Annotated in this window: 24 protein-coding genes; 14 read left to right on the forward strand and 10 right to left on the reverse strand. The window is 44.5% G+C overall.

Features of this window, described 5'->3' with window-relative positions:
* Position 1 precedes the first annotated feature (1 nt).
* Both AC59GT_RS13350 and AC59GT_RS13355 read left to right on the forward strand, forming a co-directional pair.
* Positions 2-394: a hypothetical protein gene (locus AC59GT_RS13350; RefSeq protein ID WP_497238095.1), complete on the forward strand. Its 393-nt coding sequence runs from the start codon at positions 2-4 to the stop codon at positions 392-394.
* Positions 391-996: an HAD family hydrolase gene (locus tag AC59GT_RS13355; protein WP_497238096.1), complete on the forward strand. Its 606-nt coding sequence runs from the start codon at positions 391-393 to the stop codon at positions 994-996. Before AC59GT_RS13350 ends, AC59GT_RS13355 begins: the two co-directional genes overlap by 4 nt.
* Positions 997-1,053: 57 nt before the next feature.
* Here AC59GT_RS13355 and AC59GT_RS13360 read toward each other — a convergent pair whose 3' ends face one another.
* The gene (locus tag AC59GT_RS13360; RefSeq protein ID WP_497238097.1) at positions 1,054-3,357 is read right to left on the reverse strand and encodes a TonB-dependent receptor; all 2,304 of its coding nucleotides are present in this window, start codon (positions 3,355-3,357) and stop codon (positions 1,054-1,056) included.
* Between the two features lie 60 nt (positions 3,358-3,417).
* Complete coding sequence (locus AC59GT_RS13365; RefSeq protein WP_497238098.1) at positions 3,418-3,747, reverse strand: hypothetical protein; 330 nt, start codon at positions 3,745-3,747, stop codon at positions 3,418-3,420.
* Between the two features lie 134 nt (positions 3,748-3,881).
* Here AC59GT_RS13365 and AC59GT_RS13370 point away from each other — a divergent pair, with 134 nt between their 5' ends.
* Genes AC59GT_RS13370 through AC59GT_RS13380 form a run of 3 tightly spaced genes read left to right on the forward strand, consistent with a single transcriptional unit; the run spans position 3,882 to position 5,699 of the window.
* Positions 3,882-4,226 carry a hypothetical protein gene (locus tag AC59GT_RS13370; RefSeq protein WP_117383246.1) on the forward strand — a complete coding sequence of 115 codons (345 nt, stop codon included), beginning with the start codon at positions 3,882-3,884 and terminating at the stop codon, positions 4,224-4,226.
* Between the two features lies 1 nt (position 4,227).
* Positions 4,228-4,935, forward strand: coding sequence for a peptidylprolyl isomerase (locus AC59GT_RS13375; protein WP_497238099.1), 708 nt, complete (start codon positions 4,228-4,230; stop codon positions 4,933-4,935).
* Positions 4,932-5,699: an exodeoxyribonuclease III gene (locus tag AC59GT_RS13380; RefSeq protein ID WP_497238100.1), complete on the forward strand. Its 768-nt coding sequence runs from the start codon at positions 4,932-4,934 to the stop codon at positions 5,697-5,699. Before AC59GT_RS13375 ends, AC59GT_RS13380 begins: the two co-directional genes overlap by 4 nt.
* Positions 5,700-6,003: 304 nt before the next feature.
* Here AC59GT_RS13380 and efp read toward each other — a convergent pair whose 3' ends face one another.
* Positions 6,004-6,564 carry an elongation factor P gene (gene efp, locus AC59GT_RS13385; RefSeq protein ID WP_117383241.1) on the reverse strand — a complete coding sequence of 187 codons (561 nt, stop codon included), beginning with the start codon at positions 6,562-6,564 and terminating at the stop codon, positions 6,004-6,006.
* Positions 6,565-6,657: 93 nt separating this feature from the next.
* Here efp and AC59GT_RS13390 point away from each other — a divergent pair, with 93 nt between their 5' ends.
* Positions 6,658-7,500, forward strand: a complete 843-nt coding sequence (locus tag AC59GT_RS13390) for an NAD-dependent epimerase/dehydratase family protein (protein WP_497238101.1) — start codon at positions 6,658-6,660, stop codon at positions 7,498-7,500.
* Between the two features lie 9 nt (positions 7,501-7,509).
* Here the strand turns inward: AC59GT_RS13390 and AC59GT_RS13395 are convergent, their stop codons facing one another.
* From AC59GT_RS13395 to AC59GT_RS13415, 5 genes are all read right to left on the reverse strand, one after another.
* A complete protein-coding gene (locus AC59GT_RS13395) occupies positions 7,510-8,148 on the reverse strand; it encodes an ABC transporter ATP-binding protein (RefSeq protein WP_497238102.1) in 639 nt (212 codons plus the stop codon).
* Between the two features lie 107 nt (positions 8,149-8,255).
* On the reverse strand, positions 8,256-9,041 hold the full coding sequence (gene lpxA / locus AC59GT_RS13400; protein ID WP_117383234.1) for an acyl-ACP--UDP-N-acetylglucosamine O-acyltransferase: 786 nt from the start codon (positions 9,039-9,041) through the stop codon (positions 8,256-8,258).
* A 3-nt stretch (positions 9,042-9,044) separates the two neighbouring features.
* On the reverse strand, positions 9,045-10,442 hold the full coding sequence (locus tag AC59GT_RS13405) for a bifunctional UDP-3-O-[3-hydroxymyristoyl] N-acetylglucosamine deacetylase/3-hydroxyacyl-ACP dehydratase (RefSeq protein ID WP_497238103.1): 1,398 nt from the start codon (positions 10,440-10,442) through the stop codon (positions 9,045-9,047).
* A 71-nt stretch (positions 10,443-10,513) separates the two neighbouring features.
* Entirely contained in the window at positions 10,514-11,560 is a 1,047-nt protein-coding gene (gene lpxD / locus AC59GT_RS13410) for a UDP-3-O-(3-hydroxymyristoyl)glucosamine N-acyltransferase (RefSeq protein ID WP_497238104.1), read from the reverse strand.
* 68 nt (positions 11,561-11,628) lie between these two features.
* Complete coding sequence (locus AC59GT_RS13415; RefSeq protein ID WP_497238105.1) at positions 11,629-12,861, reverse strand: HD domain-containing protein; 1,233 nt, start codon at positions 12,859-12,861, stop codon at positions 11,629-11,631.
* 137 nt (positions 12,862-12,998) lie between these two features.
* Between AC59GT_RS13415 and porX the strand changes: the two genes are divergently transcribed.
* Genes porX through AC59GT_RS13430 form a run of 3 tightly spaced genes read left to right on the forward strand, consistent with a single transcriptional unit; the run spans position 12,999 to position 16,261 of the window.
* Positions 12,999-14,552 (forward strand): T9SS response regulator signal transducer PorX, encoded by a 1,554-nt coding sequence (gene porX / locus AC59GT_RS13420; RefSeq protein WP_117383227.1) that lies wholly within the window; start codon positions 12,999-13,001, stop codon positions 14,550-14,552.
* Positions 14,553-14,563: 11 nt separating this feature from the next.
* Positions 14,564-14,980, forward strand: a complete 417-nt coding sequence (gene tsaE, locus AC59GT_RS13425; RefSeq protein WP_497238106.1) for a tRNA (adenosine(37)-N6)-threonylcarbamoyltransferase complex ATPase subunit type 1 TsaE — start codon at positions 14,564-14,566, stop codon at positions 14,978-14,980.
* 54 nt (positions 14,981-15,034) lie between these two features.
* Positions 15,035-16,261 (forward strand): alanine dehydrogenase, encoded by a 1,227-nt coding sequence (locus AC59GT_RS13430; RefSeq protein WP_497238107.1) that lies wholly within the window; start codon positions 15,035-15,037, stop codon positions 16,259-16,261.
* On the opposite strand, the gene AC59GT_RS13435 is transcribed toward AC59GT_RS13430, so the two are convergent.
* Positions 16,262-16,873, reverse strand: a complete 612-nt coding sequence (locus AC59GT_RS13435; protein ID WP_497238108.1) for a phosphoglycerate mutase family protein — start codon at positions 16,871-16,873, stop codon at positions 16,262-16,264.
* Between the two features lie 85 nt (positions 16,874-16,958).
* On the opposite strand from AC59GT_RS13435, the gene AC59GT_RS13440 reads away from it, so the two are divergent.
* From AC59GT_RS13440 to AC59GT_RS13450, 3 genes are all read left to right on the forward strand, one after another.
* A complete protein-coding gene (locus tag AC59GT_RS13440) occupies positions 16,959-17,903 on the forward strand; it encodes a YihY/virulence factor BrkB family protein (RefSeq protein ID WP_497238109.1) in 945 nt (314 codons plus the stop codon).
* 98 nt (positions 17,904-18,001) lie between these two features.
* Positions 18,002-19,240 carry an aspartyl protease family protein gene (locus AC59GT_RS13445; protein WP_497238110.1) on the forward strand — a complete coding sequence of 413 codons (1,239 nt, stop codon included), beginning with the start codon at positions 18,002-18,004 and terminating at the stop codon, positions 19,238-19,240.
* Positions 19,241-19,331: 91 nt separating this feature from the next.
* A complete protein-coding gene (locus tag AC59GT_RS13450) occupies positions 19,332-21,905 on the forward strand; it encodes a zinc-dependent metalloprotease (protein WP_497238111.1) in 2,574 nt (857 codons plus the stop codon).
* 85 nt (positions 21,906-21,990) lie between these two features.
* Here the strand turns inward: AC59GT_RS13450 and AC59GT_RS13455 are convergent, their stop codons facing one another.
* On the reverse strand, positions 21,991-22,263 hold the full coding sequence (locus AC59GT_RS13455) for a hypothetical protein (RefSeq protein ID WP_497238112.1): 273 nt from the start codon (positions 22,261-22,263) through the stop codon (positions 21,991-21,993).
* A gap of 203 nt (positions 22,264-22,466) precedes the next feature.
* Here AC59GT_RS13455 and AC59GT_RS13460 point away from each other — a divergent pair, with 203 nt between their 5' ends.
* Both AC59GT_RS13460 and AC59GT_RS13465 read left to right on the forward strand, forming a co-directional pair.
* Complete coding sequence (locus tag AC59GT_RS13460; protein WP_497238113.1) at positions 22,467-23,222, forward strand: collagen-like triple helix repeat-containing protein; 756 nt, start codon at positions 22,467-22,469, stop codon at positions 23,220-23,222.
* 212 nt (positions 23,223-23,434) lie between these two features.
* Positions 23,435-26,401, forward strand: a complete 2,967-nt coding sequence (locus AC59GT_RS13465; RefSeq protein WP_497238114.1) for an outer membrane beta-barrel protein — start codon at positions 23,435-23,437, stop codon at positions 26,399-26,401.
* The last annotated feature ends 161 nt before the right edge of the window (positions 26,402-26,562 follow it).

The following is a 26,562-nucleotide window of genomic DNA, read 5'->3' on the forward strand; positions in this document are numbered from 1 at the left end:
CATGTTTCGCTCACGAATACTGCGTTTTATTATATACCTTTTTGCTACCGCTTTAATATTAAGCGGTTGTAAAAGGCACGAGCCATTTACCCCTAAAGGCTGGGATGATGGCGACGGGCTTAGCTTTCCTAAGCGGTACCTAATGGTAGATAGCTTGCTTGCCAGCAAAAAGCTTATTGGGTTAAAGTACAAACAAGTGGTTTGGCTGCTAAAAGCTCCTCAACGCAACAGCTTTACAGACCGGAGCTTCTCTTACGAGATAACCCGGAAAATGAACGGTCTAGATACCCTGCATACCAAAGACCTCGTTATCTATCTTAACAAAGACTCCATTGTAACAAGCGCGAAAGTAGTGGAGAAGGATTACAACTGGAAGCCCAAAAAGAAAAAATGATCAATACCATAATTTTCGATCTTGGTGCGGTTCTGATCGACTGGAACCCACATTACATGTACCGCACCATATTCCAAGACGAGTATGAGATGAAAGATTTTCTTGCAAACGTTTGCACGTCTGACTGGAATGAGGAGCAGGACGCCGGCCGTTCACTGGCAGAAGGCACAGAGCTTTTAGTGCAGCAGTTTCCGGAGCATGAAGCAAACATCCGTGCATTTTACGGCAGATGGACCGAGATGCTTGGCGACGCTTTTGAAGGCACGGTACAAATATTTAAGGAACTTAAAGAGAGCAGTAAATATAAAATTTACGCGCTGACGAACTGGTCGGCAGAAACGTTCCCTAGGGCACAGGAAAGATTTGATTTTCTGAACTGGTTTGATGGTATAGTAGTATCCGGTACCGAAAAAATGCGCAAACCCGCACCGGAATTTTACCAGGTCTTGCTCGATCGCTACAACGTTAACCCAACCGAAAGCTTGTTCATAGACGATAATTACCGCAATATTTTAGCTGCCGAAAAGATGGGTATCAACTGCATCCATTTTACTTCACCGGAGCAACTCAGGCAAGAACTCGCAGCTCAAAACCTGTTATAAAGCAATGCCCCGCCAACATTCAGAAGGCGGGGCGCTTGCATATTTAATTGTTGATTTTTACTTGTTTGTTCCGAATGGCAGGTAAAAGCCAAACGTAATGTTTCTACCCGGGTTATAGACGCCAAAAGTAGGATCTTCCTGGCTATAACGGCCTGGCCTTAAACGGCTAAGCGCGTCATAATACTTTTTGTTGGTTAAGTTGTTGCCTGATATATAAAGCTTCAGTGGCTGCGATCCCAGCTTGAATGTAGCGCCAATACCTGCATTAAGCAAGGTATAACCATCTGCCGGTGTCTCAAAAGTAGCGTCTACACGTGTTTGCTTAAAAAAGTTGTCTATACCGGCGTAAAAATAGAAATCGTTCAATCCTTTTACCTTTGGTTCAAATCGTAGGGTATTGTGTAAAACACCTGCAGGAATCAGTGGCAGCGGCCTGTCAAATGATCTGTTTTGCGCCCTGGTGTAGCTGAAAGTATTTTCGAAGTGAACAAATGATACCGGGTGAAGGGTAAGATTACCTTCAAAGCCGTAAAGATTGGCGTTAACCTGTCCATAACGGTAAACGTCTAAAGTCCTCAAATCTCCACTTCCTTCATCAGTAATTGTAATTTGCTCATTGTTGGTGTTGGATGCGTAGATGTAATTATGAATGTAGTTTTCATAAATACCAAAGCTTCCTGTTATAATTCCTGAGCCATATTCCAGGGTTGCATCCGCCTGATAGCTACGTTCAGGCGACAAGTTGCCATATCCTATTTCATAGCGTTGTGTACCTTCGTGAACGCCATTAGAACCTAGTTCCGCAGGGTTTGGCGCGCGGAACGCTGTTCCTAAATTGGATTTAAAGCTCAGGTCATCATTAAAGATGTGTGTATAACCTACAGCGCCGCTCAGGTTAGAAAACTTGTTATCAAAGCCGGTGAAAACCTCATTACCGTCTACCACCTGTGCTTTGCCTTTGTTTGCCACATAGTCAAAGCGTACTCCTGCACTAAAGGTGTTCTTCTCCCAGGTCTTTTTAACAAACCCAAACGCACCCGCGCTGTATTCATCATAAGCGGGCACCAGTAATTCCTCGCCTTTGTTAACGCTATGCCCAATGCTGCTGCTTAAACCAAAAACTGGTCTCCAGCCATTAAATTCGTGCAACGAGTATTTAGCATCCAACGAATAAGTATTCAAATCAAAAAACAGGGAAGGTATTGTGCTATCCTCTAATTCTCTTCGCTGGTTTTTTTGATAACCTAAGTCTAGTTTAAGCGAATTGCTCCCAAATATAAAGTTGTTGTTCCAGGCAAGTTTGTAATGGCGAATATCCTGTCTCGGATATTCCAGTGTGCGGCTTGTCTTATCCCGGTAAAGTTCGTCACCTGGTTCGGCATCAAAAAAACCGATGTTATTCTTATAATAAGAGAAGTTAAGGTGAGAGTAGCCCCAGGCTTTGTTCACGCCCAGCATACCACTAAAGTTTGTTTGATTAAAGCCGCTATTTTGATAGTAGCCAAACGGAGTTTTAAAATCATGGGCATTCTGGTAGCTACCCCTGCCACGCCACACGAAGCCATTCTCGTTACCACTAAGCATTACGGACGTGTTGATTAAGCCGCTGTTGGTAGAGTAGCTGCTTAAAACATCCCCTTTTATATTTCCTTCCGGCGGAGATGATGGCTCAATTACATTAATTACCCCTCCCAAAGCGTCTGATCCATACTGAAGGGATGCTGCACCGCGCAGCACCTCTACCCGGTCTGCCTGATTCTGATCTATCTCAATGCCATGTTCGTCGCCAAACTGCTGCCCTTGTTGTTTAACGCCATCACTCAGCGTAACTACACGGTTATAGCTTAAACCCCTGATAACCGGCTTGGAGATGCCAGGGCCTGTAGTGATCTGGCTGACGCCCGGTGCTACCTTGCTTAATGCATCTATCAGGTTGGTGGAGCTGCCCTGCAGTTGTTCTTTGCTTACTACACTTGCGGACGTACTATTGTATTTGCTGCCTGCAGTTACAGGCGTGCCAGTAATAACCACCTCATGGGTTTCAATAATACTTGGCTGGAGTGCAAAAGTCAGAGACGTTGTGGACGAAAAGTCCACGGTTTGCGTGATTGTTTTATAGCTGATGTATTGAACTTGTACAACGTAACGGCCATTTGCCGGCACTGAGCGAAGGGTAAACTCGCCATTGGTGTTGGTGGCCACAGACACGTGTAGCTCCGGTACGTTTACAGTGGCACCGATAAGGGGCTCGTTGGTTTTAGCGTCTACAACTTTACCTTTAACTATGTTGACGTCGGCAAAAGCCACTATACGGAGGAGTAAAAACGAAAATATAAAGCAACTAATAAGTTTTAGTTTCATAACAAATTAATAAGAGTTCGTGAAAATGACTGCAGTGAGCAGACTTAGTTTAAACAGATGTTATGAAAAAACAGGAGGCGCCCGCCCGGAGGCAAGGATGAGCGATATGCTGGTGAAGTTATATAACGGAGAAACAAACAAGCGCTGCTGCAATGTTAATGTAACCTGGTAATTTATACTGCGGTTCACATCCATAGCTATATGATGCATGCTATCGCATACCTGGCATTTTTCCTGAACACTTTCATGCCAGGCATGCTTGATCTTGGTACACGAGGCGTGCACGTTTTTTACCAGGTTATGCTGATGCGCGTAAACCATATACTGGCCGGTAACAAAGCTTAGCAGCAATGCCCAGGCAAAAACTATATGGTAAACGTTTCTTTTCACAGATGATGTTGTTTATCAACTTTGCGCAAAGTTAATTAATAAACTTTCAAGCTAACTCACTAAACGTAACAATGTTGTTAATACGCTTTCAATAATAAAGTTCCCTATCGCGGCACATCTGTATATTTGCAAATATGAAACCTGCAGAAATTAATGCAAAGTTTGCGCAATTACAGGATAAAATAGCCGCAGACTTTGACAACGAAAAACCTGATATAAAGGTGCTTTTGTTTTTGATAGGCGTGCAGGAGCTTGGCCAGGGACCCCGTAAGTTTAAAAAACGGGAAAAGGAAGAACTGATGCATATAGCCAACTGTAAACTGTTTAGCCAAATGGGGTTCTACGAACTTGAAGGCCAGGACCAGGATGGCTGGCCACATTGGAAATTAGTAAAGCAGGTTCCAAACTATACCCTGCTGGAACAGGAAATGCTGCTGAAATCACTTATTATAACCTACTTCGAGGAAAACGGATATTGATATGAAAAAACTTCTTACCCTGCTTTTACTACTTACCGTCGGTGCCGCTTTAGCAAAGCCGCCAAAGAACCAATACGTACGTATCCGCACTGGCTATGGCGACTGCATTATACGTTTATATAACGAGACACCTCTGCATCGGGATAACTTTATTAAGCTTACTAAACAGGGCTTTTATAACGGCACATTGTTCCATAGGGTTATACAGAACTTTATGATACAGGGCGGCGACCCCGAATCTCGCGATACATCTAAGGCAAAGCCCGGCGCGGAGCTTGGCAATGGCGACGTTAAGTACACCATACCTGCAGAATTTCGCGACAGTCTTTTTCATAAACGAGGCGTGCTGGCTGCAGCGCGCGATGATAACCCTAAGAAGGCTTCAAGCGGGTGCCAGTTCTACATTGTGGAGGGTAGACGCTTTACTACGGGTAAATTAGACACCCTGGAGAACACCCGCCTTAAAGGCCGTAAGATACCTGCATCGCAGCGGGATATTTACACCACCGTTGGCGGCGCACCGCACCTTGACCAAAATTACACCGTGTATGGCGAAGTTATCAGTGGTATAGATATGGTAGACCGCATTGCCGCAGTGAAGAAAGATGAGCGCGACAGGCCAACTACAGATGTGCCCATGACAGTAGAACTGCTCAGCAAAAAAGAATGCAAACAGCTGGATAAAATCCTTTGGCCTAAAGTTAAATGAAGATAATAACCTATAACGTTAACGGCATCCGCTCGGCTATAAACAAGAATTGGCTGGCCTGGCTGCAAGCTACAGATGCCGACGTGGTTTGCCTGCAGGAAATAAAAGCCACACCCGATGTACTTACAGACCTGGGCCTTGTAGACGCGTTAGGATACCAGCACTACTGGTTCCCGGCAGAGAAGAAGGGCTATAGCGGCACTGCAATTTTTACCAAGATACTACCCAACCATGTAGAATATGGCTGCGGCATTCCCGACTTTGACCGCGAGGGGCGTTGCATACGGGTGGACTTTGATGAGGTATCCGTAATGAGCGTTTACTTCCCTTCTGGATCCAGCGGCGATGAGCGGCAGGTATTTAAGTACCGTTTCCTGGATGAGTTTGGCAAGTACCTCACTTTGTTTAAGGTAGATCATCCTAACCTGGTTATTTGTGGCGATTACAACATCTGCCATAAACCTATTGATATCCATAATCCAAAGTCTAACGCCAACTCATCGGGGTTTTTACCTGAGGAGCGCGAGTGGATGGAGAACTTCCTGGAATCGGGCTTTGTAGATAGTTTCCGCCATGTTAATAAGGAGCCGCATAACTATACCTGGTGGAGCTTCAGGGCCAACGCGAGGGCCAAGAACCTGGGCTGGCGGATTGATTATGCCATGGTGAGCAAAGAGCTTGAAGATAACATTAAACGCGCGGTGATACTGCCCGAAGCCAAACACTCGGACCATTGCCCGGTGATGGTTGAGCTTGAGTTTTAAGATCCCCGAAAAATGGCAAACTGTTCAAAAGTGTTCAGCTTTTTTTGTGCCGGTGCATATTGAACACCCAACTGAACACCTGGCAAACCAATCAGAAAAGGCAACTGATCGCATTAAAAACAAGGTTTTTGCCTGAAAAACCATGCAGGCACCTTTAAAAACCACACCGATTCACAACGCTAATATCAAAAATATTTGCAGGTAATAGGTGAAATTACAGGTACAAACGCCCCTATTCAATTACCCCTAAAACAAGACCGGCCATCCTTGCGGACGGCCGATATACATGTCTTTTATTTACTAATTATTTAGCTCTTTCCACGTAAGCTCCGGTTGCGGTATCAACCTTAACTTTATCACCAATATTGATGAACAACGGTACGTTAATTTCGGCTCCGGTCTCAACGGTAGCTTTCTTTAAGGCTCCGCTTGATGTATCCCCTTTAACGGCCGGCTCAGTATAAGTGATCTCCAGCTCGGCAGATCCCGGTACCGAACCCATAATTGGCTCTTCGCTCTCGAACGCAACAATAACATTCATCCCTTCTTTCAGAAAACGTACCGCGTTGCCAAACAAAGCTTTAGGCACGCTATGCTGATCATAGGTGGTGTTATCCATTATCACCAGCGCGTCGCCTTCGTCATAAAGGTATTGGTAGTCGTTGGTTTCTACCCTTCTTATATCTACCTCTTCGTCTGTACGGAAACGATATTCAACTAATTTACCTGAACGCACGTTACGCATACGGGCCTGGTAAAACGCACGAAGGTTACCCGGTGTACGGTGTATAAATTCCTCTACCTGTACCAGTTCTCCGTTAAAGCGAAGAATGTTGCCATTCTTTATATCTGATGCTTTTGCCATATAACTATTTATAATTGAGGCGCAAAATTATGTATTAGTATCGAGATTTGGGAATGATTGTAGCCGAATAGTATTTTAGCACAAAATCTTTTCATGAAAGTACTGGTCACCGGGTCTGCAGGTAAATTAGGAAGGGCTGTAATGCAAAAGCTTGCGGCTACAAACATTGAGGCTATAGGCGCTGATATTATACCCGGCCCAACTACCAATCTCTTGCTTGATATCACCCATAAAGACCAAGTGGTCGCGGCATGCGCTGGTGTTGACGCTATCGTACATACCGCAGCAATACACGGCAGGCATTACGATCTTAATTATCCAAGAGAAGCTTTCATAGACACTAACATTTACGGCACGTTGAACTTGCTGAACGCGAGTGTAAAATGCGGAGTTAAACAGTTTTTATATATAAGCACTACTTCTATTTACGGGAGCGCTATGGAAAACCCCGATCAGGCCGTTTGGGTGGATGAAGAGCTGCCGGTACAACCGAGGGATATATATGATATTACCAAGCAGGCGGCAGAACAATTATGTAAAGACTTTTTCTACAAAGAAGGGCTGCAAACTTCCGTTTACCGGGTGGGGCGCTTTTTACCGGAACCAGCCAACCTGGAAGCTAATCACCGGCTCTATCGTGGATTAGACGAGCGTGACGGCGCCGAAGCCCTGTACCTGGCCTTACAGCAGCAGTTTAACAATTTCGAAATCTTTAATATTGCCAGCAGCAGTCCCTTTTCAAAAACCGACCTGGTGGCCCTTAAGAATAGTCCTATAGAAGCTATCCTAAAGCTTTACCCTAAAGCAGAAAACATTTATGCTGGAAAAGGATGGTCGTTCCCGGGGAGTATCGACCGGGTTTACGTCACCGGCAAGGCCAGAAAACTATTAGGTTATACACCAAAGTATACGTTTGATTATTTGCTGGAGAATTAGCCGGATTAACTAGGCCTGCTTCTTGGGTGATTCTTTGTAATCAGCAATACTCAACTGGTGCTTACAAAAACGATATTCGTGCTCCTGGTTAGAACAGATAATAGTTAAGCGGCCCACACTATATTGTTGGATTAAACTTAGATACCAGTCTATCCCTTGCGTGTCGAGGTTTGAAGTTGGTTCGTCCAGCATCAGCATTGGGGTATCTGCACAAAAAGCTAGTACAAGCTTAAGGCGCTGTTTCATCCCGGACGAAAAGTACCGTATTGCCTTATTGCGGCTTCCTGCTAACCCGAGAATATCCAATACAGCGGCTTTGTCTAGCCCCGATCTTAAGGCTTTAAATTTGAAATGGAAATCGATCACCTCGTTCAAGGTAAACTCTTCTATAAGTTCCAGGTATGGAGCGGCAAGGCTCAGGTAATTGAATATCTTTTCCGGTTCAATTTCCTCTCCATTGCGGTTATAGGTAAGTTTGCCGGTAGAGGGCGCCAGGCTGCCATTGAGCACCTGCAGCAGGGTAGATTTGCCCGACCCGTTAGAACCCAATATAGCATAGCTGCTGTTATCTCCAAAGGAATAGTCTATTCCCCTGAAAATCCATTCACGGTTAAAACGCCGGCCTATGTTCTGGAGGGTGATCTGCATTGTTGGAATCAGGATTTACAGAATTTAAGAATTACAAAATTGAAAACGAATTGGAATCTAATTAGCATTCTGCTCATTCTAAAATCCTGTAAATTCTGATTCTGATACTATACCGCTCCAAATCCTTTCATAATACCACGCTGCGAGTTCTGCACAAAATTGATGATCTCGTCGCGTTCTACTGTCGGGTTAAACTCGGCTTCAATAATGTCCAGCGCTTTGGTTACGTTGTATTTTTTGAGGAAGATGATACGATATATCTCCTGGATCTCATTTATGGTCTGGGCTGAAAAGCCCCTGCGGCGCAAGCCTACGGAGTTGATACCGATGTAAGACAGAGGCTCGCGACCCGCTTTTGTGTAAGGCGGGACATCTTTACGAACCAACGAACCACCGGAGATCATGCTGTGCGCGCCAATCTCTACAAACTGGTGCACTGCCGACGTTCCACCAATAAAGGCATAGTCATATACATTGATGTGACCGGCAAGCTGTACCCCGTTAGCAATGATCACGTTATCGCCCACAACGCAGTCATGCGCCACGTGCACATAGGCCATTAGCAAGCAATTGCTGCCAATAGTAGTAGTGTTCTTGTCTAATGCAGTACCGCGGTTTAAGGTAACGCATTCGCGAATCACCGTATTGTCGCCTATTGTAACCGTGCTTGGCTCGCCTTTATATTTAAGATCCTGCGGCGGGGCCGAAACAACCGCTCCCGGAAATATGCGGCAATTTTTGCCGATACGCGCACCATCCATAATCACCGAATTAGAACCCACCCAGGTGCCTTCGCCAATCTCGACATCTTTATGTATGGTAACAAATGGCTCAATCACCACATTATCTGCAATGCGGGCCTGGGGGTGTATGTACGCTAACGGCTGGATCATATTTTACTTGTATTTTACTATTTGCGCCATCAGCTCAGCCTCTACAACAATCTTCTCGCCTACCATGCCAATGCCTTTCATTTGCGCTATACCCCTGCGGATAGGCGCCACAAGGTCGCAACGGAATATTAACGTATCGCCCGGCAAAACCTTATCCTTAAAGCGTGCATTCTCTATTTTAAGGAACAAAGTAAGCCAGTTTTCCGGATCAGGCACGGTGTTAAGCACCAGTATACCGCCGGTTTGCGCCATAGCCTCTATCTGTAAAACGCCCGGCATTACCGGGGCACCCGGGAAGTGGCCTACAAAGAAAGGCTCGTTCATGGTTACTGCTTTTAAGCCAACCACGTGCGTTTTGGTAAGTTCTAAAATTTTGTCGACCAGCAGCATTGGCGGGCGGTGCGGCAGTATGTTCATAATCTGCACGGTATCATATACCGGCGTCATGTTAGGATCATACACCTTTACGTGCTTGCGGCTGCGCTCTTTTTTTATCAGTGTTTTTATCTTCTTGGCAAATGCAACGTTAGCGGCATGGCCCGGGCGCGCTGCCATAATATGGCCTTTAAGCGGCACACCTACCAGGGCAAGGTCGCCAATCATGTCCAGCAGCTTGTGGCGTGCGGGTTCGTTCTGGTGGCGCAGTTCAATATTGTTTAGTATGCCCTGCGGGGCCACGCTGATGTCTTTACGGTTAAACAGCTTTGCCAGGTGCGCAAGCTCTTCCTCATCTACATTTTTGTCTACTACAACAATAGCATTGTTCAGGTCGCCGCCTTTAATAAGGTCATGCTTCAGCAGCGCTTCCAGCTCATGTAAAAAGCAAAATGTACGGCTGGATGCTATTTCTTTCTTAAACTCGGCAATGGTTGATATGGTAGCGTGCTGGCTGCCCAATACCTGCGAGTTATAATCTACCATACAGGTAAAGCGGTAATCGCCGTCAAGCGGCATAGCCACCATCTCTACCTTACGGTCGGGTTCTGAGTAGTGAATGTTGTAAGGGATATGATAGTATTCACGATCGGCATCCTGGTCCTGAAAACCGGTTTGCTCAATGGCGTCAATAAACTGGATAGAACTGCCGTCCATTATCGGCGTTTCAGGTCCGTCCAGGTCAATGAGTACGTTGTCTATTTCTAAACCTACCAGCGCGGCCAGCACGTGTTCAACAGTGCTTACGCTTGCCCCGTTCTGGGTAAGCGTTGTTCCGCGTGAAGTGTCGGTAACGTTATCGCAATCGGCATCAATTATTGGCTGCCCGGGCAGGTCTACCCTGCGGAATTTATACCCGTGCTTTTCAGGAGCCGGGTTAAAGGTCATGGTAACTGCTTCACCAGTGTGTAAACCCGTGCCCGCTACAGAAACAGGCGCCTTAATGGTTCTTTGCTTTACGTTCATTTGTTATATAATGTTCTTTTGACTTTTTAGCCGACCTTGATCCGCCTGTTACCAGCAGATGTTGGCTTAACCTATTGTTCGTCTTTTTTTGTTAGTTCATTTATTAGCTTTTCCAGCTCCCTTACCCTTTTTTCCAGGTCGGGCAGTCGCCTTGTATTAACATTTGCCCTAAGGTAATCCTGATAAGGCTGGTAAGGCGATCCGCCCCATTTTTTATTGGCCTCTTTTATAGAACTATTTATGCCCGTTTGTGCATTAATTTGGCTGCCATCAGCAATGGTTAAGTGCCCGGCAACGCCTGCCTGACCGCCCATCATTACCCTTTCGCCTATTTTGGCACTGCCAGATATACCTGCCTGCCCTGCTATTACCGTGTTCGCACCAATTTCTACATTATGGGCTACCTGCACTAGGTTGTCTATCTTGGCCCCGGCATGTATTATAGTAGAGCCCATGGTTGCACGATCTATAGTGGTGTTTGACCCCACCTCTACATCGTTGCCAATAATGACATTCCCGATTTGTGGTATTTTGCTGTAGCTGCCGTCAGCATTTGGCGCAAAGCCAAAGCCATCGCTGCCAATAACGGCGCCAGAGTGGATAATAACGTTGTCGCCAATAACACAATCGTGGTATACGGTTACACCCGGAAACAGGGTGACATTATTACCGAGGGTAACATTGCCGGCAATGTAGCAGTTGGGGTATATTTTGCTATTGTTGCCTACGGTAACGCCATCGCTTATATAAGCAAAAGCGCCTACGTAAACCTCCTGTCCAAGCTTTGCCCCGGTATGTATAAAGCACGGCTGCTCTATCCCGCTTTTATGAAGCCTTACGGTATTATATTTTTCGAGCAGTATGGTAAAAGCGCTGTATGCATTCTCTACCCGTATTAGGGTAGTGTTTACCGCTTGCGTTAACTTAAGATCGTTATTTACAATTACTATAGATGCTGCTGTAGTATACAGGTGGGGCTCGTATTTGGCATTAGACAAAAACGATAAAGAGCCCTGGCTGCCCTCCTCTATTTTGGAAAGCTTATCTACACTCGCCAGCGGATCACCCTCAACAGTTCCGTTAAGCAGTAAGGCTATGTCCCTGGCGGTAAATTGCATTGTGCAAAGTTAAATTTATTTTATGTTTTTGTATAACAATCGTTACCGGCACGTTAGCCGGGCATTACTTAATCATCAAGCAAAGCCTTGCTATAGCACAAAATATGCTTCTTAACAGTTTTGGTAAGTGCTTCCAGGTTGGAGTTATCGCTTGCAAGGGCAATATCCGTCATCCTGCCATTTTTCATTAGTATATGGATCTTGCCATCGCCCTTGTTGTAAGCGTTATTTCGTATCACGTCGGTAAACACAAAATAAGACGCCTCATGCTCGCTAATGTTATACATCTCTACAGCTTTTTTCCTTAAAGCGCTTACAAACTCCTCATCGGGCACTTCGGCAGCAATATCAACATGGTACAATTTGCGGTTAATAAAGCTGTTGCAAAGGGTTGACAGCACAAAGTCATCGCAGTCGGCCCAAACCTTTACCGCCGCCATTACATCTGTATCGTCAAGTTTTGCAAAAGTATCCAGGTGCTCCGGATGCGAGGCAAACTCCTCGTTAGATATTTCTTTCTCCAGAAAGTGCTTCAACGCCGGGGTAATTGCAAACTTAGCCCCGTTCAGCGCCAGCTCACGGCTGCGGTAAAATATTTTACAAAGCAACTGCTCTGCAGCTATAACGGTTTTATGCAGGTAAACCTGCCAGTACATCAGCCTGCGCGCGATCAGGAATTTTTCGATAGAATAGATCCCCTTCTCCTCTACCGCAACCTTGTCCTCCTTTACGTTCAGCATTTTGATGATCCGGTCAGAACTGATCACCCCTTCAGATACACCAGTGAAAAAGCTGTCACGGTTAAGGTAATCCATCCGGTCCATATCTAATTGACTGGATACTAACTGATGCAGGAACTTTTTAGGGTAAGTATCTTTGAATATCTCAATAGCCAGTGATAACTGTCCGCCAAATTCCTCATTCAGCTTATTCATCAGCAAGATGGAGATATCCTCGTGATTGATGCCTTGTATAATAGTTTGCTCAAGCGCATGGGAGAATGGCCCATGCCCAATGTCATGCAAAAGGATAGCAATTATAAGCCCTTCCTTTTCTTCGGGAGTAATCTCCAGGCCTTTATAGCAAAGAGTTTCTATGGCGGTACCCATCAGGTGCATGGCGCCAATAGCATGGTGGAAGCGGGTGTGCAGCGCGCCGGGATACACCAGGTGCGTCATTCCCAACTGCTTAATGTACCTTAGCCGCTGGAAGTACCGGTGCTCTATCAGATCGAACACCAGTTCTGAAGGGATGCTGATGAACCCGTAAACCGGGTCGTTTATTATTTTCTTTTTATTCAAAGCTTTATGTAAGAACGCAAAAGTGTCGATTTATGGTAAAACATACATCATTACGTTGTTAATATATGTTAAAGCTTCCATAATTTTACAACAAAAACCCACACTATAGGTTATAGCGTGGTAAAAGTAAATATACCATGCAGGATACAACTATTTTATGGGCCGATGACGAAATTGATCTGCTGAAACCACACATATTGTTCTTAAACGAAAAAGGTTACAAGGTAAAAACGGTAACCAATGGCAACGACGCTGTTGACGAGTTCAAGAAAGATTTTTACGATCTGGTATTTCTTGACGAAAATATGCCGGGCTTAACCGGGCTGGAAACGCTCCAGCAAATTAAGAACATCAAGAGCGATATTCCTATTGTACTTATAACCAAGAACGAGGAAGAATACCTGATGGAGGACGCTATTGGTTCCAAGATAGACGACTACCTGATTAAACCTGTTCACCCCAAGCAGATACTGCTTACCATAAAAAAGCTGACCGAGAACAAGCGCCTGGTTACCGAAAAAACAACCATGGCCTATCAGCAGGATTTCCGTACGTTGGGCATGACGCTGAACGATAACCTGAGCTTTCAGGAATGGGTTGATGTATATAAAAAACTGATCTACTGGGAGCTGGAGCTGGAAACCCTTGAGGACGCCGGCATGCACGAGATACTTACCCTTCAAAAAGCAGAGGCAAACGTGCAGTTCTGCAAGTTTGTAGAGAAGAACTACCTCGACTGGGTGAAAAACCCGGAATCAGCGCCGACTTCATCTCCGCAGCTGTTTAAGAAAAAGGTGTTCCCGAAACTGGATGGAAACGGACCAGTATTTTTTATATTAATAGATAACCTTCGGTATGATCAGTTCAAGATCATTAACCCAATCATATCCGAGTACTTCCGCCTTGAAGAGGAAGACACTTACTTCAGTATCTTACCAACTGCCACACAATACGCGCGTAATGCTATTTTCTCCGGCCTGATGCCGCTGGATATGGAGAAACGCTTCCCTAACATGTGGCAAAACGATGAAGACGAAGGCGGCAAAAACCTGTATGAAGCTGAATTCCTTGCAGATCACATCAAACGGGTATTACGTAAAGACATTAAGCACTCTTACCACAAGATCCTGAACATCGACGAAGGTCGTTCGCTAAATGAGTCGGTAAACAACCTGATGAATAACGACCTGAACGTTGTTGTTTATAACTTTGTAGACATGCTGAGCCATGCGCGTACAGATATGCAAATGATACGCGAACTGGCCAGTGACGATGCGGCATACCGTTCGTTAACGCTATCATGGTTTGAGCATTCGCCGTTATTTGAGCTATTGAAGTTCCTGGCTCAGAAACAGGTAAGGGTAGTTATCACCACCGATCATGGTACTATCAAGGTAAAGAACCCAAGCAAGATCATCGGCGACCGTAACACCAACACCAACCTGAGGTACAAACAAGGTAAAAACCTTAATTATAACGCTAAAGAGGTGTTCCACATACGCAACCCGCATGATGCGATGCTGCCAAAGCTGCACGTAAGCTCCAGCTTTGTGTTTGCCAAGAGCGACAGTTACTTTGTATACCCCAACAACTACAACCATTTTGTGAATTTCTATAATGAGACTTTCCAGCATGGAGGTATATCGCTTGAGGAAATGATCATCCCGGTAGTAACTTACGGGCCTAAATAAGCAGGAACATTATGGACATTCAGATACATTCTGTTGAAGAACTGACCAATGCCGCACCTCAAATACTGGAGTATGCCGGCACAAACCGCATATTTCTTTTTTATGGTGACATGGGTGCAGGTAAAACCACACTCATTAAGGCATTATGCGCACGTTTAGGCGTTATTGACGAAGTTACCAGCCCTACTTTTTCTATTGTCAACGAATATAAAGCCGGCAGCAACACCCTTTATCATTTTGATTTTTACCGTATAAAAGATCATGACGAAGCGCTTGATTTGGGTTACGAGGAGTACTTTTTCTCAGATAACTATTGCTTTATAGAATGGCCCGAGAAAATAGCTGCGCTTATACCGGATCAGTATACAGGTGTGCGTATTGCTGTTCATGATAATGCACTAAGGGTGATCACCGTTGAAAATATATAGCCAGGATTTAAGCTGTTTTTCTTATCTTCATATTCCGAATATTAATAAGTTCACATGAGTTCAGGAAAGTATAGCGGGTTTTCTGATGTTGCCCGGCAGGCGCTAATGCAGCCGCAGGAGTCGATGCTTGAAGTTAAGAGCAAGAAAAACAAACTTTATATTGGTATACCTAAAGAGGTCTCGTTCCAGGAGAACCGTATCGCTCTCACGCCCCTATCAGTAGCCTTATTGGTAAACAACGGCCACGACGTATTGCTGGAGAGCAATGCAGGGCAGGCGGCTAACTTCTCTGACACAAACTACAGTGAACAGGGGGCCCAGATTGTTTACGACACCAGGCGCGTTTACGAGGCCGATATCATAATTAAAATTGCACCGCCAACTATGGACGAGATTGCAATGATGAAACCCGGGCAACTCCTGATATCTGCTTTACAGGTATCAACATTAAAGGCAGAATGCCTGCATGCGCTGCTGGCAAAAAAGATCACGGCATTATGCTTTGAGAACCTGGAAGATGAAGGCGGATCGCTAACTGTTGTCAGAGCCATGAGTGAGATTGTGGGCGCTACTTCAGTACTTATTGCGGCCGAATACCTCAGCAATATATTTGAAGGAAAAGGCTTGATGCTGGGCGGAATAACAGGCGTACCACCAACCGAGATCGTGATTTTAGGCGCTGGTACCGTAGGTGAATATGCCGCACGTACAGCCATATCACTTGGTGCAGAAGTAAAGGTTTTCGATCCTTCTATTTATAAGCTACGCCGCCTGCAAAACAACATTGGCGCACGGGTATTTACATCGGTGGTTCAGCCAATTGTACTTGAAAAAGCCATTACTACCTGCGATGTTGCCATTGGCGCCATGCGCGCGGAAGATGGCCGTAGCCCTTGCATCGTTTCCGAGTCAACAGTTAGCCGCATGAAACCCAACTCTGTTATTATTGATGTAAGTATAGATCAGGGCGGTTGTTTTGAAACCTCGGAGGTCACAAATCATACTCATCCTGTGTTCCGCAAGTATGATGTTATTCACTACTGCGTTCCAAATATCGCTTCCAGGGTAGCGCGTACCGCAACTTATGCGCTTACCAACATCTTTGCTCCTATTTTGCTAGATATTGGCGAGCACGGCGGATTAAAAAATGTGATATGGAAAAAAACAGGTATCCGCAACGCGGTATACATTTACCAGGGGCACCTTACCAACAAGCACATGGGCGAGCGCTTCGGCATCCCTTGTAAGGATCTCGACCTGCTGGTAGTGTCCAATCACTAGTTAATAGTGCGTGGTAGGTGTGGTAAATTGCTGTGGCGGGCGATTGTCTTCCTTGTATTTCTGAGGCAAATCTGAAGAGTGGTGTAATACACCATAATAGCTTACTTCTAATTCGCGCTTTCCGGAGTATGTTACCGTGATCTTGAACACCATATCATAATCATCTTCGTCTAGCGTTTCAAACGGCATTTCTGCTCCAAATGCACCAAGCAACTGCATAACTGTGTTTGAGTGCCCTACCACCAGCACGTTGTTACCCGCAAAGTTCTTCAGGATGGTGGTAGCGAAAGTTTTCAGGCTGTCTCCATAAACACGGGGTAATATTTTAGCCTGCTCGGCAAAGGGGTGGGCTGTCTCTGCGGTACGCTTGTACTTGGTTACGTAAATTGCTTTAATCTTTTCACGCTTTAACAGTTTGGCCAGTGCTTCTGCGCGTTTTCGCCCTTCAGGCGACAGGCCGGGGTCATTGGGGTTTTGCACTGTTGCAGCATCCTTTTCTGCATGCCTCACTACCCAAATAGTAGTTTTTTGCGCAAAGGCACCAAAATTGCTTAGTAAAAAACAAACAAAGAATACATTAAACACTTTAGAAAGTACGGTGGCTTTTTTCATACAGTTATAAGATAAAGGTATCTACAAAATATTTTATATGAGGTTTTTCAGTAAAGATTATTTAAAACAGCTTTGGAAGGTTCTAATGGCAACTTTCAGTGGTTTCTCCAATGATAACGGCCTAAAGTTAAGTGCCTCCCTGGCCTATTATACGGTATTTTCTATTGCGCCGTTACTTATATTAGTGATATCAGTAGCCAGCCTCTTTTTCGGGCAGGATGCTGCGACGCACAGGCTTTATCCACAAATAGAACATTATGTAGGTAAAGAAGCCGCCAGCCAAATTCAGGAAATGCTGGCTAAACTTGCGCTTTCAGGCAAAACAGGCGTTGCAGTCACCATTGGTGTAGGCACGCTGCTTATTGGTGCCAGTAGTATTTTTCTAGAGATACAAGATTCACTAAATACCATCTGGAGGGTAAAGGCCAAACCGAAAAAGGGTTGGGTTAAAATGTTGCAAAATAGATTTTTATCTTTTTCGCTCATTATTAGTCTCGGCTTTCTGCTAATGGCTTCTTTGTTAGTAAGCATTATTATGGATGCACTAAGCAAGCGCATAGAAAACTTTTTACCAATGGTTACTGGTATTCTACTTAAAGGCGTTAATCTCGGTATAACGCTACTTGTCATATCTGTACTTTTTGGGATCATTTTTAAATTTCTGCCGGATGTGAAGATCAGATGGAAAGACGTTCGGTCGGGCGCTATTTTTACGGCCATTCTTTTCATGATCGGTCAATTTGTTATCGGTCTGTACATTCAATATACCGCCCAGGGCTCCACCTATGGTGCAGCGGGTTCGCTTATTGTAATACTCGTATGGATCTATTATACAGCGGCTATTCTTTACATCGGGGCAGAGTTTACACAGGTCTATGCCGAAGCCATAGGCAGCCATATTGAGCCGGCTGAATACGCGGTACACATACAACAAACTGAAGTTGAGCGCGACGTGAAGCAATTGCCTCCGCAAAATCCCGAGTTAAAAGGAAATTTGAAGTGTGATGACGACGCAGAAAAAAAGTCTTAGCACTTTTAGCCACTCCTGATTTCTTTCTTCTTATTATCCTCCAATGCATTTACACGTTAATTAAATAAGGTGTACATTTAGCTACCAATTATCTTTCATTGTTAGCTGTTTTATACATATTTAAAAAACGGGCTTTCTGGCTTACCTCATTTTTATGCTGTTATAGCCTGCTGGCTTGTGCGCAATACTTTGATGTAGACAGCGGCAGGAAAAACGTGAAAATTCCGTTCAGGCTGGTACGCAACATGGTGGTTGTTAAAATGAATATAAACAACCGCGGCCCTTTTAACTTTGTATTAGATACAGGCGTAGGTTTAATGATCATGACAGATCCGGGCATGATTGACTCTATTGATGTTGCTCAAAAACGAAATATTAAAATTACCGGATTAGGTGATGGAGGAGATTACGAAGCTTATGTAACCTCTTCAATAAATGTTAAAATGCCCGGCTTGCATAGCAAAGATGTCTCGGCTGCTATACTCAAAGCCGACTACTTTAATCTTTCATCGTATGCCGGCATGCAGGTTCATGGCCTTATTGGCTGGGATTTTTTTAATAACCTGGCAGTAAAGGTTGACTTTGGCGATAGTACCTTAACAGTTTGCCGGCCTAAAGACTTAAAAGGGGTTAAAAAAAGTCAACGTATACCAATTACTATAGAAGATAAAAAACCTTATATGCTCACAACGGTAACCTTTGTAAATGGTAACCAAAAAGCAAATAAGGTAGTTGTTGATCTTGGTGCTGGCCATCCCTTATCATTGGAGAACCTTACCAACACTACAGAACTGCCTAAAAATCGCATTCGTGCAAATTTGGGACTTGCGCTCAACGGACCGATCAGTGGTTTTATAAGCCGGGTGTCGCGGGTAAGCTTGGGCAAATACCACCTTGACAATGTTATCACTGCCTTCCCCGATCAGAACGATAAGACAAGGGTTTATACGATTAAACGAGATGGTAATCTTGGCTTGGGGATATTAAAAAAGTTTTTGGTAGTGTTTGATTACACTAATAATGCTATGTACCTCAAACCAAATAGTCACTATAAAGACCCTTTTGAACATGATATGGCAGGAATAGAATACTACTGGGCGGGGAAGGATTTAAAACACCTTTTAGTGAGCCGGGTAGAACCTGATTCGCCTGGTAGTGAGACCGGTCTTGAACAAGGGGACGAAATCATGTCTGTTAACTTTAAGCCCGTAACGCAGATGAGCATTGAAGAGATTGACAACCTATTCAAATCAAAAAACGAACGAAGTTTACTGCTCGAAGTTTTTCATGACCAGCGGTATGACCGCGTTGTACTTACGCTAAAACGAAGGATATAGCAGTTTGTAACAAACCCACTATTATTTAGCTGATGTTAAGTAATAATCATATTTTAGTCACGCTATTTTACTAATTAATTTATTTTAAACAATGACTATAACTCTACGGGCAGGTACCCGCCTGGGCGCTGCCGTTATTGCATTTGCTGCTCTGGCAAGTGCTTGTGCAACAAAAAAACAAGCTGCACCCTCCCTTACCCTTAAAACTACCACTACTCCCGCCGGCACTACCGCTACTGCTACAGCAGGACCAGGTAAAAAAGAAGGCATTAAGAAGTTTGCTGATCTGGTTGGAAAAACCAAAGCAGATGAAGGGCTTTTCCCAACCTATAAAGTTGATGGCAAATACTATTTTGAAATACCCGACAGCCTTTTAAGCCGCGAAATGCTGGTGGTTACAAGGTTTGTTAAAACCCCTGCCGGTTTAAAGTCTTTTGGACAGCAGTACGGTGGCGAAGAGGTAAACAACCAGGTATGGAAATGGGAGCGCCACGACAAGCAGATCTTTGTTAGGGTGCCCAGCTATTCGGTTCGTGCGGATAGCACAAGCGACATGTATCAATCGGTAAAAAACTCTAACCTTGATGCAGTATTAGCCTCTTTTGACATTAAAGCTTACAACAAAGACACCACCGGTGTACTTGTTGATGTTACCGACATGTACAACGGTGACCTTGCTGCCATAAGCCTGCCGGACAATATCAAAAAGCTTTATAAAGTAAGCGCAATTGATGCCGGCCGTTCTTATATAGACACCATCAAGAGCTTCCCGATAAACGTTGAGGTAAGGACATTGAAAACCTTCCGTGCATCAGAATCACCTACGGACAACACCAATGGTGCTTTAACGTTTGAGCTGAACTCGTCTATGCTGCTGCTGCCAAAAACACCTATGAAGGCACGCCTGATGGACCCTCGTGTTGGATACTTTGGGCAATCGCAAACAGACTACGGCACAGGCGCACAGCGGTCTGAGGTAACCTCTTACATTCACCGTTGGAGGCTTGAGCCTAAAGACGAAGCTGCTTATGCACGCGGTGAGCTGGTAGAACCCAAAAAACAGATTGTTTATTACATAGATCCGGCTACGCCTAAAAAGTGGGTGCCTTACCTAATTGCCGGCATTAACGACTGGAACAAGGCTTTTGAGGCAGCAGGATTTAAAAACGCTATTGTTGGAAAAGTAGCACCGACTGCTAAAGAAGATCCGGAGTTTAGCCCCGAAGATGCCCGCTATAGTGTAGTGCGCTATTTCGCATCAGATGTTCAGAATGCCTACGGCCCACATATCTCCGATCCTCGTACCGGAGAGATTTTAGAGAGCCATGTTGGATGGTACCATAACGTAATGAGCTTATTACGAAACTGGTACTTTATACAAACAGCTGCCATTAACCCAAATGTACGTATGGCGCAGTTTACCGACCAGCAAATGGGCGAACTGATCCGCTTTGTATCATCACATGAAATTGGCCACACTTTAGGCCTTCCACATAACTTTGGTTCAAGCTATGCCTACAAAGTAGATTCGCTGCGCTCTAAAGCATTCACCGACAAGCATGGCACAGCACCATCAATTATGGACTACGCCCGCTTTAACTACATTGCACAACCTGGTGATGGCGTAACCCACTTATACCCACAAATTGGCGAGTACGATTTATGGGCTGTAAAATGGGGCTACAGCTATATCCCGGGCGGCAAAACACCTAAGCAAGAAAAAGAACTGCTTGACGCCTGGACTAAAGAGCGCGCCGGTAATCCTTTATACTACTTTGGTCGCCAGGGTACATCTATAGATCCCCGCTTGCAGAACGAAGACCTTGGTGACAATGCCATGAAGGCAAGCACCTACGGTATAGCCAATTTGAAACGCATACTTCCTAACATAGAGAAGTGGACCTTCCAAAAAGGCGAAGACTTTGAGGATGTGCAGACCTTATACAACGAAGTTATTGGTCAGTACAACCGCTACATTGGGCATGTTACCATGAACATAGGCGGCATGAACGAGAACTTTAAAACATACGATCAAAAAGGACCCGTTTATGGCTTTGTAAATAAGTCGCTTCAGCATGATGCTGTAGAATTTTTAAACCAGCAGGTATTTAAAACACCAACTTGGCTTATCAATACTCCGGAACTCAGCAAGTTTGATAATGGCGTTGTAATTGGCCGGATCAAATCAGTACAGGTTAACACGCTTAACAACGTGCTCAACCCATCGCGCATGGCCCGCATGTTTGATAATGAAGCTAAAAGCGGTGCAAACGCTTACACTGTAACAAACCTTTTAACTGACCTTCGCCCGGGTATATTCCCTGCTGCAAAGCCAGATCAGTTCCAGCGCAACCTGCAACGCGGCTATGTTGATGCGTTAAAGCGCTTCTTAACCGACGATGCAAGCCAAAGCTTCCCTGGCGCAAGCAGCACCCAGCTATCTGCCATGGGGTTAACGCCAATTAACATTGCATTATCAGACTTAAGACCGATGGTGCGCGCCGAACTAGCAAAAATTAGTGCTTCACTGCCAAAGGGTGGCGATGCGCTTGTTAAGGCCCATTACGACGATTTGAGGTTACGAATCAAAGAAACACTTAATCCTACCAGGCCAGTTGTAAACATTGCACCTGGTACGGCTGGCAGGCTTAGTGAGACCGATTAAACTGAAGTAAATTACTAATCCAGTTTTCCATTAAACAAAAAAGCCCGGCAACTGTCCGGGCTTTTTTGCTACTAATTTTGTCGAACTACTTTAGTTGGCTGATATTTTCAAAAAATGCGGACTGGATGTCCAATAGCGATTTTACACTTATTTTTTCTCCGTAAGTGTCAAAGCATAAAAACTTAGTTTTTGCAGGTTCATCTGCTTTAGATCGCTCCAGAAAGTTAAACGTCTCAAAAAAGTAGTGATTAGTAATGGTCTTGTCTTCGGCATTGGCTTGTGATGCGTTTAGCCGAAAGCCAATAGCATCCATCCACGTGTGCACACGGGCATGCAAAGACTTTCCAATATTATCCATAGGTTAAGATGTTTGCAAACTTTAACGAAACTTTTTACATAAAGGTTCCGCTTTGCAGAATAGAGTTTATCACAACCATAAAAATGTTACAAATAGCTAATACTGAAATAAAATACTCCGTTGTAGAAATTTAATTTCATATAAAAAACGTAATGAAACTTATTAGAAATACTGCCGTACAAAGACACCTAACGAAACCACTTATGAGACTAACCTATACTATTGCTATTATTGCTGTTGCATGCCTCTCCCTCGGAGCTTGCAAAAAAACTATAACTCCTGGCCCTAAAGGAGACACCGGAGAAGCCGGCGCTACCGGAGCAACGGGTAATACCGGCCCGGCCGGTCCGCAAGGACCACAAGGACCGACAGGCGCTACCGGAGCAACGGGCGCTACCGGCCTCGCAGGGGCAACTGGCGCCACCGGCGCACAAGGACCTGCCGGAGCCACTGGAGCTACAGGTGCAACAGGTCCACAAGGCCCCGCAGGACCTACAGGCGCCACAGGTGCGACCGGAGCTACCGGCCCACAAGGTCCTGCCGGACCAACCGGTGCTACAGGTGCAACCGGAGCACCGGGAGCTGACGGCAACGCAAATGTGGAAAGCTATCTACTGACAAATCAAACGGTGCTTTTAACTGGATTCACCACTTTCAACCTGCCAGCCATTACAAAGGATGTTGTAGATAACGGAGTTGTATTAGTGTATTTTAGATTAACCGGCAAAAACACAGGTTATTTCGCCCTCCCATATTCGGAGGCAGGGCAGACGCTCTCTTTGTCTTCTTACGGAATCGGTTACGTAAACATTAAATCTAACTTTACATCCAGTGGCTTAGACTTTAGAATTGTTATTATAAAGGGAACGTCTATCACCGGATTTTCTCTAAACAATCCCGGACTTGATCTTAAAAACTATAATCAACTGGCTTCCGCTCTACGACTATCCACCAATTGATACAGCTACCTTGTATTAAATTATATACACCATAATATTCCAAAGCCCCTTCACGAAGGGGCTTTTTTACTGCCGTGTAACAATACTATTGAGAGATATATATAATATGTAACAATCGTATGATTTATAACTGATTGACCGTGATAAAGCTAACATTTGCATAAAATATGCTTAACCCGAGTTAATATTTAACAGAAGCACTTACTCACATCATGAAATATTTATACGTATTACTTGCATTTTTCTCATTATCAATGTTAAAGGCCAACGCTCAGAGTGGTCGTGAACTACGCGGAACTATAATCGATTCTACTAAACTGTCGTTACCTGGTAGCAATATTAAGATAACGTCCGAGCAAAACGACAATCTTACAACCACGGCGGACGTTAATGGCAAATTTGTATTCCCTGCAGTTAAGGGATCAAAAATCACGCTTACAATTACCTCGATAGGATACCAGGGCATCATTAAACATTACACACTTGATAACGATACTAAACCTGTGGTTTTAGATCCTATCGTTCTTAAGTCTGAAACCAGGCAATTAGGTGTGGTGACTATCGTGGGGGTAAATCCGGTTGTGCTTAAAGAAGATACTGTTCAGTATAGTGTATCAGCATATAAAGTGCGTGAAAACGCGCCAATAGAGGATGCACTGAAGAAGATGCCCGGTATTGATGTAGCCAGAGACGGAACCGTGACCGCGCAGGGCAAACAGGTTACCAAGGTAAGGGTAAACGGTAAAGACTTTATGGGTGGCGACGTTTTAAGTGCAACCCGCAATTTGCCTGCTGACGTTATTGAAAGCGTGCAGATTGTAGATGACTATGGCGATCAAGCCAACCTAACCGGTGTTAAAACCGGCGAACCTGCCAAGGTGCTAAACTTTACCATTCGCAAGGATAAAAACTATGGTTACTACGGCCAGGCCACTGCCGGCGATGGATCAGATTTGTTACCGAAGGATCCCGGTGTAAGCAATGATAACAGGTACCTGGGTTTACTTAACTTTTTCAGATTTAAAGGTGACCAGCAGATCTCCGTTTTAGGAAGCATTAACAACACTAACGTTAACACCTTTAGCTTTGGCTCACCTACAGGTGGCGGCGGTGGTGGTTTTGGCGGAGGCGGAGGTGGCGGCGGCCGTGGCAATGCTTTACGCGGCGGCGCTAATAGCTCTACTACGAACGCGCCAGGAATAACCAACGCACATTCTATCGGCCTTAACTTTAGAGATCAGTGGGGAAAAAACTTGTCTGTATACGGTAGCTATAGCTTTAGTGATAACACTACATTCATCAACTCTACCACGTTGCAAACTAACAATTTCCAAACGCCAAGTACCAGTAATCAATTAAGCCAGGAAACTAATAATCCTGTTAATCACAGATTCAACTTCAATTTAGAATGGAAGCCTGACACCATAAATTATTTAAAGCTAACACCAAACTTCACGTATTCGGGCAGCGATGTTAGCAGTTTTGACCAGGTAGTATCTACAAGAGGAAATAACACCAACCTGGCTTATACATCAAACTCTATAAGCAACAGTTCGGCACCCAACTATGGCTTAAATGGATTGTACAACCACCGGTTTAACCATCGCGGTAGAAATCTAAGCATTAACTTCAACGTATCCAGCAACAAAAACAACCAGTACGATAACCCAATATACGACTATACAGAAGGTGTACCTACCGCTCCTATTAATCAGGTGATTTATACAGACAGCAGAACCAATTCTTACGGAATTAATCTTTCATACCTGGAGCCTTTAAGCAAGCACTCTTTCCTTGAATTTAATTATGCTTATAACCATAACTATAATACCAGCGACAAAGAGACGGACACGCTCTACACCTCTAACCCTGACCGCTACCACAGGTATGATCTCTTAAGCAACAGCTATAATTATACCTTCACAACTAACCGTTTTGGGTTGAACTACCGCTTGGTACAAACAAAATATAACCTGACTCTTGGTGTTGGTGCGCAACCGGCTACATTATCAGGAGAGTCGTCAAGAACTTCGCTTGCAACACGCGTAACAACCTTCAACGTTATACCTGCAGCGCGCTTCGTATATAACTTTTCAAGAAGTCAGTCATTCACTGTAAACTATAACGGAAGCAGCAACCAGCCATCTTTTAATCAAATACAGCCGGTTACCGATTTCTCAAATGCGCTATATCCTGTGGAAGGTAACGCCAACTTAAAGCCTGAATTCACCAACAACGTACAAATAAGATACAACAAGTTCAGCTTTCAAACCGGCAACATATTTTTCACCAACTTGTCTTTAACGCAGACAGATAACAAGATAGTTGCCAATACAGTGGTTTATCCTGAGCACTTTACAGAAGCTGTACTTGCTACTGCAGATGAAGGCCTGCGTAAGCTGCAGAACACTAACTTAACTCAATACCTCAATGCCAGCGGTTACTACCAGGCAAATGCAGGCGTTGTATATTCAAAACCATGGAAAGACCGCAAGTACACCTTAATACTAAACGGTAACGTACTATACACTAACAACATCGGCTTCTCTCAAACCGTGGACAGCAACAACGTTGCATCACAGATTGATAAGAACATAGCACGTACATTCACTTTTAGCCCGGGCGTTCGTTTTAGAGTTAATATTACTGATGTAATTGATGCAGAAGCAAATACCAGTTACTCTATAAATAAAACCACCAACTCACAGAATACTGCGCTATACAGCTCAAATACCAACATCCGTACACTGAACCTTGGCTTAAACGGTAAGAATTACTTCTGGAAGGATTGGACCCTTAGCTACGACTATACCAAGCAGCTTAACTATGGTTACTCCAGCAGTATTGGTGTAAAGAACCCTAACATCTTTAACGCTTACGTGGAGCGCCGTTTTCTTAAGGATCACAGAGGCACTTTACGCCTGGCTGCATACGATTTATTTAACGAAAACACCGGCTTCTCAACCACAACTAACGGCAGCATTGTAACCCAAACCAACGTTAATAAGCTTGGCCGATACTTCCTGCTTAGCTTTACCCTTAGGTTACAGAAGTTCTCAGGCAAAGCACCATCAGGTGGCGGAGAAAGAAGCTTCAGAGGTGGTCCTGGTGGCGGCGGACCTGGCACTGGTGGCCCCGGTGGCGGTGGCCCGGGCGGACCTGGCGGCGGCCCGATGTAAGCAGCAACCAACCCCCAAGTGTTCAAAAGTGTTCACGTTTTTTTGTGCCAACAGCTTTTGAACACTTGTTTAACATCGGTTAGTCAAACGTCAGAAATCGCGCTTTAAAGTACACTAAAGGCGTAAAATACATGCTTCAGGCTTTAAAAACCACATCAAAT

This window comes from Mucilaginibacter sp. 320_HR (genome assembly GCF_059691875.1).